The sequence below is a fragment of the Crenothrix polyspora genome (genome assembly GCF_900163755.1).
GTDB classification, from domain to species: Bacteria; Pseudomonadota; Gammaproteobacteria; order Methylococcales; family Methylomonadaceae; genus Crenothrix; species Crenothrix polyspora.
The window spans coordinates 1-10033 of the sequence record NZ_FUKI01000095.1 but is presented as its reverse complement, the minus strand read 5'-3'; the positions used below and the strand labels follow the sequence as shown (position 1 = coordinate 10033).

Here is a 10033-nt window from a genome sequence, read left to right as displayed (position 1 = left end):
GAGGATGCTCGGATAAAATTGAAAAAGCTTTATCCGACACTTAAAGAGTGACTAAGTACTAGCATTGCACGATACACAAATCTGTCGGGTATTTGTATCGTTTTATTTAATTGCATCTGAACAACTGTAGCAAAAGTTTTAAAATCAATGTAATAAAAATTTGGGTAGTCTCTCTGCCCATTTTAATGTCATTTACAATTACACCGCTCATCATTTTTTGTTAGGGGGTAACATGGCACTAATATTAAAAAGCAGCTTATTTTTATACCTGCTGGTTCTTATTCAAAGCGGCTATTCCACAGTCAGCATGGCAGCGTCTTATAATCCCATCACCCACCAAGCGCAAACCAATTTAACTGAGCAAGGCTTTAGCCCAGGCACTTTAGACGGTGTATTAGGAAAAGGCACGTCATCAGCCATCAAAGCGTTCCAAACCAAAACTAATTTACCGACCAGTGGTATTTTAGATGAAGCCACCTTGCAAAAATTAAACATTGGCGTATCCGTCGATAGGGTAAATGCCATTCAAGACTGGCGAGTGTTAACTAAACAAGCCGACATAGATACATTATTAACTGGTAACACCGCGTATACCAACTATCAAGCGAATGCGGCAGCGGCCAATCTGGATATTCCTGGCTTGGCGATATTGGCAGCGATGAATAAAAGTGCAGATACATTTGGTAGTCGACGTGCAGGGCAAGCAGGCCATACCAATCAAGGCTATAAATACATGTCCGAATGTTTAAAAACCAATTACGCACCCACCCATTGGTCTGATTTAACACTGCATTACTACTGCCAAATGTCAAAGCCGCGTGCTTGCTACACCTATGCGACATCGGGCAAGTCGACCGGTGTCAAGCTATCCAGAACCCTCTCTTATAGCGGCTGTGCTACCGGAAAACTGGATAAAGCAGCTGATTTTTCTTGGGTCACCACCCACCAACCGCTTGTGTTCCAGTTTGTTATGTTTGGCCAAACCCATGCGTTTAATCATGAACAAGTGCAAGCCGTCATTAATGGCTTTTACGGTGTGCGTAATGCTAGCGATAAAGCAGAGTGTCGCTTAAAACGTCCGCGCCGTACCGAAGATCCTAATGATGGCACACATTGTTTAGTGAATAAAAACATGTCACAAAAATTAGTCGGTAAAGGTATTTAATTAACGAGACATGGTACGCCTAATAACGTACTGATTTTTATAATAGAACGCAGTTTTTAGCCGTTGGCAACAAAATGCGCTCATCTTATTCAATCACTTGGGGGATGCCGTGGGCATTATTTCGTGGCTAAAACAAAACGCTAGCTGTCCGTTTGCAAAACAAGCAGATATTTCTTTAATGCACGCGATGGATATTCCCATTTTTCCTGTCGATACGCGTAATGGCTGGGCATCTCTGGGATTTTTAGCCAGCATTAAACAAGCAGAAGACGCACACCCACTGCTAGCGCCACCCATTATGCCAACGATTGGCGACGCTAAATATATAAATCATCCCTCAGCGTACCTGCAAGATAAACAAGCTTACGATAGCGCATTGGAAACATTTACAAACGCGGCAAAGGCACGAGGTGCGGCAGTCGCGGGCGTTATCGGTACGTGGCTGTCCAGCAAACCACTTGTCATGTTACAAGAGCTTTTAGATCAGCCCAAAACCACCATGCCTATCTTCAGTCCAGTAATTGGCCCCGTGATTGTCATGCGCCATGAACACGTCATTAAATGCTTGGAAAGAACTGATTTATTCACCGTAGATCGCTATGCCGGAGAAATGGCTCGTGCCACCGATGACAAGGCCAAATGCCCACAGGCTTTTTCGCATTTCATGCTCGGTACCGATAAGGATGAGCTGTATCGTTTGGACGGCGTGTTATTACGCCACGTTGTCACACCAAACGATAAGGCTTTGCTGACAACACTTGCCAGCAAAGCGGCCAATGACTGGCTACATGCCACACGCTCATCAGATTCTAATACGGTGGATATTGTTGCAACCATTGCCCGTGATGTCCCGCTACGCATAGTCAGCGAATACTTGGGCGTTCATGGCTGTTCAAAAGGTGAGCCGTCGGTTTTACCGGGTTTACGGGGCGGCGATGTCATGCCTTTAAGCGACAGTCTGCAAAAAGTATTCACTTTTCAAAAAATTACCCAAGGTATTGTGCCTACCTGGGATCATCTGCATGACTGGATACAGGATGCCTTCCGAAATATTTTCAACAACGGCAATCCCGCCAGTCCTGATTTTCAGCAGTTTCGTGACCGTGGCATTATTGCTACCGAGTATTTGAGCAATTACGTGCATGAGCTGATTCAATTTTACAAGCCTAAATTGAATGCTGGCGAAAGCATTCCCGATACCATGCTCACCCGACTGTTGCGTTTGCAAGCCGCAGTGCAGGCCAATCAAGCGGATGCGCTTAGCAAGGAATTTGCCGATTTATTAGGGCAACCGTTGCCCGCAGGTGAGCTGGAAAAACGCCTGTCCGATTCGATGATACGTTCCAATGTATTTGGCACGGCGGTGGGTGCGGTAGCCAATCCTCAAGAAGCCATGACGTGGGTCACCGATGCCTTGTTACGTTTAAAAGAAGGCAAATACAGCGCACGCCAAGATTCCAGTTTTGAGCGTGCGGTCAGTTTGGCACACATTCCCGATGAGCACCCCAAAAGTGCCAATGCCTCTGAGCAGCTCAAGAAATATGCACTGGAAGCCTTACGTTTGCAGCCGCAAGGTGAGGTTGTGTTACGGGTCTGTGTTAAAGACAACACGGAACTTGGGGGTGTTCTGATACGCAAGGGTACAGTGGTGTTTGTCGCCCATGCCGCCGCCATGCGCGATAACAGCGTCATCAAGCAGCCGTTAGCTTTTAACGTAAAGCGTGATGAACAGCTCACCGCGTACCTGTCGCCAGGTGATCGCAACCACGAAGAGCCACAGAGCCAAACTTATCTGCAACACGGCTACGGTCGACATAAATGCTTAGGCCGCTATGCCTCGGAAATAACTTTGCAAGAATCGCTACGAGCCATCTTGCGCCTAGACGGTATTAACCGACAATCAGATGTTGTGATGGATGCACAAAATAATTATCCGATCAGTTTTAAAGTGTGTTTTACCTGTAAACATTAAGGAGAAGACCGTGTTAGCCCTCTTTTTACTTGTGGCGATCGTCACGTTTATTGCTTTGGCATTTTTGTTTTACTTTACTGCTATGTCCAGCAGCGAAGATCACCGACGCTTGTTTGTACAGGTTTATTTAACCATGCTGGCGTTGCTTGCAATGGGAACTTACCTGCTATCGCCAAATACTGCCACGCCCAGCAGTAATATGGTTAAAGCACAGATAAGCGACACGTTAAAGCCAGCTTTTGTTAAGGAGAACCGTTATGTCTAATTTAGCTGGCAAAGCCTATGCGCTCTCTGTATTAAGCCCCATTAAACCTTGGACAACGTGGATAAATCAGGCGGTTTTACTGTACAGCCTGATACAAGGTCGAATCAGTAAAACAGAGAGCAACCTTAAAAAACTCACTTTTATCCATTATGCCCGTTGGCAAGTAGTGTACCGCGACAATTGGCTGGGCGAACCGCCTGGACAGGTCAAATATAACTATCTGCTATTTTTCAGTAATTTTAATGGTACCTGGGATCAATACATCGATGCCTTTTCAGATGTTGTGCCTGACCGGCTTAATTTAATCTGGCGCTGGAGCGTCAAGTTTCCAGGCTCGGTTCCGGTGACACCCTTTAAGGGTTATATCCGGCTGAACCAATACGACACCGATTACTACTATAACGCTTATCCAGGCGCTGCGACCACGGATGTCAAAGCCGCCATTTTTTTGAAACAATCGCTCGATAAATTTGCTGCGACCAACAAAGATTTAGATCCTGCCGCCTTTAAGCTAGCCTACAACAAATTCCTCATTAGTATACAAAATAGCCTGATGAGTACCGGTGCAGGTCCACGTTTTACCGAACGTCATCAAGCCGCCTCTGAATTGAAAGGAGCCCCTTATGTCAATTAACTGTGCCTGGTTGTCCAAACTAACCAAACCTATCAACCTTAAGCTGAATAAAAATGGCCAGGCTTATGGCCTGACGGTGCTAGCACCCATCAAAAAAGGCCACGCGGATAAGCTACGCAACACCTTGGCCAAAATACCGCCGGTTGATGTTGACAGCCCTCTCGCCAATATCCCGTTAACGCACAATGCGCGGTTTAATGTAATTGATGATTTACCTTTTATCGGTGCGCCTGCGCTGTACGATCATTTGCAAAACCAATATTTGTTATTCTCCTGTGTTTTTGATACTGGCAATAGCAACGCCAGCTCAGTCGAAGCCGACCTGGATGCTTATTTACAGCAAATGTTTGCCGCCATGCCTGAGGACATCACCAAGATTTGGGGGCATTGCGTCGATTTTCCTGAGCCTTTAACACTGCCAGCTTTTCAGGATTTTGTTAAAAAATATCAGATCAGTGGTGGTCTGTTCTTTGCCGACTACCCAGACAATAGCGCCGAACAGGTGCGTCGATCCTTGTTTGAACAAAAGCAGTTTATTCATTTTGCCATCAAAGCGCAGGATATTAAAGGCTCAGAACCGGCGCAACTCAAGGCGGATTTCTATGCGTTTTATAAAACCCTGGCCAATACCCCCACACCCCCAGCTGGCAGCATCATTTAATGGAGAGGATAGACAATGACCACTCAAGCACCTGTTGAGACACTCGACCTTGAAGATATCCAGGGTTTTATCATGCGCAGCTATCCTCTGCCCTGTGCGCGTTATGTTTATGTGCATATTGATGACAAACAGGTCAATGCCGCACGCTCTACGCTGGAAAAACTCACCGAACTCGTCACCGCGTCCACTGTCTGGCCTGATGCTACCGGTTTGGAACACGCCTTAAATATTGCCCTCAGCTTTAAAGGCTTGATGGCATTAGGATTGCCCACAAGTTCCCTGATCAGCTTTCCCAGCGCTTTTGCAGAAGGCATGGCCAGACGTAAAATTTTATTGGGTGATGAAGGCGCTAGCGACCCTAGCAAATGGGATAAGGTATGGCAAGACAGCAACGCCGACCCCAAAAAATCCATACACCTTTGGTTGGCTGTATTTGCCGCCGATGAAAGCAAACGCGACAGCTACTACAGCCAACTGGCCAAACTATTGGGGCTTGGCAGTGGCATGAGCGTGTTAGGCTTTGAAGATGCAGGCCGATTAAAAGACCCCACAACCCAGCAATACGTTAACACCGAACATTTCGGTTACCGTGATGGTATCAGCGATGTTGAGTTTAAAGGCATGCCGTTTCCCCATGTGGATGGCCGAGGTAAATTAATGCCTGATGGCAGTTGGGTGCCGTTAGCCACAGGTGAGTTTTTATTGGGTTATCCCGATGAATCACCGGAAAACCCGCTAGCTCCCATTCCCCATCTCCTTGCCCGTAACGGCACGTTTATGGTAGTTAGAAAGCTGCATCAAAATGTAGCAAGTTTTCGCTGTTACCTAAATGAACAAAGCAAAAAATTCCCTGGCGGCAAAGAGTTGCTGGCGGCAAAGTTTGTGGGGCGTTGGCGCGACGGCACGCCGTTAACCTTGTCGCCCGATAAACAAGACCCCATTTTGGCCGACGATGTTAACCGTAACAATAGCTTTACTTATAAAGACGATAGGGACGGCAGCCGCTGTCCGATGGGCGCACACATTCGGCGCATGAATCCGCGTGATGCCATGTTGTTTAGTAAATTGGCGGATCGAAGACGCATTATTCGCCGTGGTTTAACCTATGGGGTTCACACGCCGGAAGATCAACCAGGCAATGACACCGACGAACATGGCATCATGTTTTTAGTTATGAATTCAAATTTTGAACGCCAGTTTGAATTTGTCCAACAGCAATGGGTACATTACGGCAATGATTTTTTTCAGGGTGATGATAAAGACCCCTTGCTAGGCAACAACGACGGCAAAGGCAAAATGGTCATCCAGGGGGACAGCAAAACTGATCGCGCACCGCATATTTGCACCGGCTTGCCGTCGTTTGTAAACACCCGTGGCGGGGATTATTTCTTTGTGCCCAGTTTAACGGCATTAAGGCAAATAGCACTGGGGATAATCAGCACGATTTAGAGCAATGTTGACGAACCGCATCATTCACATCACGAAAATAAATATTACAAAGTGAGGCTTGGTTATGACAAATGGGACATTGGATTACGAAGCCGTGGTCATCGGCAGCGGTTTTGGGGGCTCAGTCAATTTTTGCCGTTTAGCGCAAAAATGGGGGGATAAAGTCTTGCTACTGGAACGCGGCAAACGTTACCCGATGGGCTCATTCCCGCGCACACCGCAACAGATAGCCAATAACTTCTGGAATGTGGAAGGTGAAGACATCGACCGTCCCCAGCATATCCGAAAAAATTCTAATCAATCCCTGCGCGGCATGTTCGACGTGCGCCTGTTTAAAAAAATGGACGCGCTGTTTTGCGCCGGATTAGGCGGCGGCTCATTGATCTACGCTAATGTGTTTTTAGAGCCGCCTGAAGAATTGTTCCAGCAAGGCTGGCCTGCCACAGTCAACAAGGCAATGCTGCAACCTTATTACCATGTTGCCCGTGCCGTCTTGGGAGCCAGGCCCGTACCGTCCTGGGAACAAGAACCGCGCCGTAAAATTATCCGCACCGAACTGTTCCAGGCGTTTGCCAAACACGAAGGCCGCACCAGCACGCTCGCCGACATCAACGTATTTTTCGGCAACCAGTACAGCTATGAAGGCGGCAACACGCCTTTGGACATTGGTGTTCAGGAGAAAAACCGCTACGGCGCACAACAAACCTCCTGCACGTATTGCGGGGAATGCGATGTCGGCTGTAACACCCATTCCAAAAATACCCTGGATCTCAACTATCTGCACGCCGGTGAAAAGCACCACGGCGGCAAAATCCGCACCGAATGCCTGGTTGATAAAATTGTGCCGCTTAATGTAGCCGGTGAAGATGATGCCAGTGCCAATGGCTCACATGGCTACCGCATAGAGTTTAAGGATTTGAACTTAGGGCAAGTCCAAAGCTGCAAGACGCAGCGGGTCATTATCTCAGCCGGTACTTTCGGTACTAATGAGTTGCTGCTACGTTGCCGTGATGTCTTCAAAACCCTGCCAAAACTAAGTGCCCAATTGGGTCGCTGGTTTTCCGGTAACGGCGATTTCCTGTCCTTCGTCCCTGATGGCCAAAAACCCGCCGACCCCAACTACGGCCCCGTTATTACCCAATACACCGATTACAATTTATTTAAAGATTTCAAACGCAACCAGGGCTTTGTCTTTGAAGATGCCAGCTACCCTTCATTCCTCGCCTGGTATATTGAGGGGGTGTTTCCGGCCGGATTATTACGCAAGACCCTACGCCTGTTAAAAGCTGGTTGGCAGTGGCTGAAAAACTTTTGCAAAACCGGTTCTTGGGCAGGGTCGCTAGGCTTTCTATTTCATGAACTGCTTAAAGGTGACCTGTCCTATAAAAGCAGTGTGCTGTTATGTATGGGTCTGGATCACGGCGACGGCACGTTAACTTTAAACAAGCAAAATCGTATCGACCTGGATTGGCCGCAAGACACCAGTATGCCAGTTTATCAGGCTATTTTGGATGCCGGCAATCGCTACAAGGAATTTGTTAAGGCCAAGTTGTTTATTCCTTTGCCGACCTGGAATATGCCGGTACGCCATAACGTCACCGTACACGCCTTAGGTGGCTGCATTCTGGCCGATAACCCAGAACAAGGCGTGGTCAGTGCCGATCCGCAGCATCGTGGTGAAGCTTTTGGTTACCACGGTTTATATATTGCTGACGGCTCGATACTGCCCAGTGCCGTGGGGGCAAACCCCATTGCCACCATCACCGCCACCGCCGAATGGATAGCCGAAGGCATCACCGGTATTAAACCGGATGCCAGCTTGGGCATTCCTGCCCCACAACCCATTGTTCAGGAGCTGCAATCATGACTGCGCCAACTTCGTTTGAATTCACCGAAACAATGAAGGGCTATCTCAGCCTAGATGCCAAAGCCTTTGCCGAAGGCTTTGATAAAGGCAAACAGGATGGCCATCATTTTATGTTCCATCTCACCATCCGTACCGAAGATGTGGATACTTTCCTGTCTTCGGATGAGCATCAATGCGCAGCCATCGGCTATGTCGAAGGGGATTTAATTGGTGGGCGTTGCCAAGTGGAAAAAGGTGTGTTTAATTTGTTTGTCGACAGCGCCGACAGCAATCGGCGAAAAATGCTGTACCGGTTGTTTTTTAAAACTGCCAGCGGCCAGGACATGACTCTCAGTGGCACGAAACAAATACAGAACAATCCTGAACTGGATATCTGGGGCGATACCACCACCTTGTTTACCAATCTCTTTGTGGGACATGTTGAAGCTATCCAGGAACCTGATTTAACAACCCATGCCACCGGCATTTTGCATATCGAGGTCATGGATTTTGCCAAACAGCTAACGACCTTCAAATCGGGTGCTGCAACGGCAAAAGAACGTTTTATGGCCTTGGAAAAGTTTGGTACGTTTTTTTTAGGTGCATTGTGGGATGTTTATGGCCCCTCGTTAATGCCGCGCATGGGCTCATTTGAGCGGGAAATCCCCTTGTTTACCACCGAAGGCGTTAAGGATGCCGAGATCAGTACCCACCCGTTTACTACGGTTGACCGTTTAGGGCTGAGCCTGTTGCGCTTTAAACGTGCCGAATGCAAGGATGTTGTGGTGCTGATACCGGGCTTAACAGCCGCCAGCGACATGTTCATTATGCCGGAAAACTACAATTTGGTCAGTTATCTTCTGGATCATGGTTTTGGTGATGTCTGGACAATGGATGGCCGCATCAGTAATCGCCATTCCTATAATTTGAGGCGCAACAATTACAATGTCGATGACTTGGCTTTATATGACCACCCGGCCGCCATCAATACCGTCCGTCAAGCCGTGGGACCGGATGCACGTATTCATGTCATCTGCCATTGCTTTGGCGCGTTGTCTTTCGTGATGAGCTTGTTCGGCAAGGCCACCACTGGCGTGCGTAGCGTGATTGCCAACGGCGTAGCCTTAACACCGCGCGTGCCTTTTTTCGCCAAGCTTAAACTATTGGCGGGGCCCTTTCTGACCGACTATGTATTAGGGCTTGAATACCTCAATCCGTACTCGCGTCGTGAATCCGGCTTTGGGGCAGGCAAGGTTTTGGCGACTGCTGTTTCCGCCGTGCATCGGGAATGTAATTCACCGGAATGCCACATGCTGAGCTTTATGTGGGGCTATGGCTTTCCGGTGCTGTATATGCACGAGAACCTGCACGACGTAACCCACCAGCGGGTCGGTGATTTATTCGGTGGTGTCAGCGTCAATTACTACCGCCATGTCTTGAAGATGGTTAACGCCGATAACACTGCGGTGAAATATAACCCCAACGATCCGCAATACCGCGCCTTGCCGGACAATTATTTTGAACATGCGGCCAGTATAAAAACACCGGTGTTATTCGTTGCAGGACAAGAGAATAAACTGTTTCTCGATTCCAATATTGTGTGTCACGAACGCTTGCAAAAGATCGTGCCGGATCGCCATCAATTGCATGTATTTCCTGGTTATGGCCATGCCGATGTCATTATTGGCAAAAATGCCGATAAGGATATATTTCCACGTTTTGTGGAATTTTTGGAGCAACATAAAAATTAAAGCTATCGACTAATACCAATCCGGCTATCAAGTTAAGCAGTTTTAACTAAAAATAGAAGTTAGGCTTTACCTGAGAATCATACGTTCAGACAAAGCCTAACCACAATATTATTATCTACAGCATTTTCAACTTAGGAACGCGCACGAAATAACTTGAGCAAGTTCATGCTTCGACAGGCTCAGCACGAACGGTGGTGGCGTTTAAGTTGTTCAAGTTATTTCATGCACGTTCCTTAGGACAGTTACAGCCACCGTTCGTGCTGAGCTTGTCGAAGCATGAACGGCACACT

General features: G+C 47.6%; 8 protein-coding genes. All 8 read left to right on the top strand.

Features of this window, described 5'->3' with window-relative positions; genetic code table 11:
- Positions 1 to 232 precede the first annotated feature (232 nt).
- The 8 genes from CRENPOLYSF2_RS06360 (at position 233) to CRENPOLYSF2_RS06325 (ending at position 9743) form a co-directional block, all read left to right on the top strand.
- Entirely contained in the window at positions 233 to 1165 is a 933-nt protein-coding gene (locus CRENPOLYSF2_RS06360) for a peptidoglycan-binding domain-containing protein (RefSeq protein WP_087143117.1), read from the top strand.
- 109 nt (positions 1166 to 1274) lie between these two features.
- Entirely contained in the window at positions 1275 to 3137 is a 1863-nt protein-coding gene (locus CRENPOLYSF2_RS06355; RefSeq protein WP_087143116.1) for a cytochrome P450, read from the top strand.
- Positions 3138 to 3147: 10 nt separating this feature from the next.
- Positions 3148 to 3402: a hypothetical protein gene (locus CRENPOLYSF2_RS06350; protein ID WP_087143115.1), complete on the top strand. Its 255-nt coding sequence runs from the start codon at positions 3148 to 3150 to the stop codon at positions 3400 to 3402.
- On the top strand, positions 3395 to 4036 hold the full coding sequence (locus CRENPOLYSF2_RS06345; RefSeq protein ID WP_087143114.1) for a hypothetical protein: 642 nt from the start codon (positions 3395 to 3397) through the stop codon (positions 4034 to 4036). The genes CRENPOLYSF2_RS06350 and CRENPOLYSF2_RS06345 overlap by 8 nt, the downstream gene beginning before the upstream one ends.
- Positions 4026 to 4697 carry a hypothetical protein gene (locus CRENPOLYSF2_RS06340; protein WP_087143113.1) on the top strand — a complete coding sequence of 224 codons (672 nt, stop codon included), beginning with the start codon at positions 4026 to 4028 and terminating at the stop codon, positions 4695 to 4697. The genes CRENPOLYSF2_RS06345 and CRENPOLYSF2_RS06340 overlap by 11 nt, the downstream gene beginning before the upstream one ends.
- 15 nt (positions 4698 to 4712) lie before the next feature.
- Entirely contained in the window at positions 4713 to 6146 is a 1434-nt protein-coding gene (locus tag CRENPOLYSF2_RS06335; protein ID WP_087143112.1) for a Dyp-type peroxidase, read from the top strand.
- Between the two features lie 64 nt (positions 6147 to 6210).
- Positions 6211 to 8013, top strand: a complete 1803-nt coding sequence (locus CRENPOLYSF2_RS06330; protein WP_087143111.1) for a GMC oxidoreductase — start codon at positions 6211 to 6213, stop codon at positions 8011 to 8013.
- On the top strand, positions 8010 to 9743 hold the full coding sequence (locus CRENPOLYSF2_RS06325; protein ID WP_087143110.1) for an alpha/beta fold hydrolase: 1734 nt from the start codon (positions 8010 to 8012) through the stop codon (positions 9741 to 9743). Before CRENPOLYSF2_RS06330 ends, CRENPOLYSF2_RS06325 begins: the two co-directional genes overlap by 4 nt.
- The last annotated feature ends 290 nt before the right edge of the window (positions 9744 to 10033 follow it).

Excerpts from the sequence above, each read along its gene's own strand:
- CRENPOLYSF2_RS06360 (WP_087143117.1), top strand. The coding sequence starts at position 233 with ATGGCACTAATATTAAAAAGCAGCTTATTTTTATACCTGCTGGTTCTT.
- CRENPOLYSF2_RS06345 (WP_087143114.1), top strand. The coding sequence starts at position 3,395 with ATGTCTAATTTAGCTGGCAAAGCCTATGCGCTCTCTGTATTAAGCCCC.
- CRENPOLYSF2_RS06340 (WP_087143113.1), top strand. The coding sequence starts at position 4,026 with ATGTCAATTAACTGTGCCTGGTTGTCCAAACTAACCAAACCTATCAAC.
- CRENPOLYSF2_RS06335 (WP_087143112.1), top strand. The coding sequence starts at position 4,713 with ATGACCACTCAAGCACCTGTTGAGACACTCGACCTTGAAGATATCCAG.
- CRENPOLYSF2_RS06330 (WP_087143111.1), top strand. The coding sequence starts at position 6,211 with ATGACAAATGGGACATTGGATTACGAAGCCGTGGTCATCGGCAGCGGT.
- CRENPOLYSF2_RS06325 (WP_087143110.1), top strand. The coding sequence starts at position 8,010 with ATGACTGCGCCAACTTCGTTTGAATTCACCGAAACAATGAAGGGCTAT.